Source organism: Pseudomonas sp. SIMBA_068 (genome assembly GCF_046534705.1).
Classification (GTDB): Bacteria; Pseudomonadota; Gammaproteobacteria; order Pseudomonadales; family Pseudomonadaceae; genus Aquipseudomonas; species Aquipseudomonas putida.
This window is the reverse complement of the sequence record NZ_JAWRYI010001633.1, coordinates 1-237: the sequence shown is the minus strand read 5'-3', so window position 1 is coordinate 237 and position 237 is coordinate 1. Positions and strand designations below refer to the sequence as shown.

The following is a 237-nucleotide window of genomic DNA, read 5'->3' as shown; positions in this document are numbered from 1 at the left end:
CACGTACTACATGCTGCTCACCTACATGCCCAGCTACCTGTCGCACAACCTGCACTACAGCGAAGACCACGGGGTGCTGATCATCATCGCGATCATGGTCGGCATGCTGTTCGTGCAGCCGATCATCGGGCTGCTCAGTGACAAGTTCGGGCGCCGGCCTTTCATCATGGTCGGCAGTGTCGGCCTGTTCGCGCTGGCTATCCCAGCCTTCATGCTGATCAACAGCGGCGTGCTTGG

General features: G+C 59.5%; 1 protein-coding gene. It reads left to right on the top strand.

Going from position 1 to position 237, the window contains the following annotated elements; genetic code table 11:
• Positions 1 to 237 (top strand): MFS transporter (locus SB756_RS35265; protein ID WP_410913906.1); only part of this gene is annotated, 237 nt, incomplete at both ends.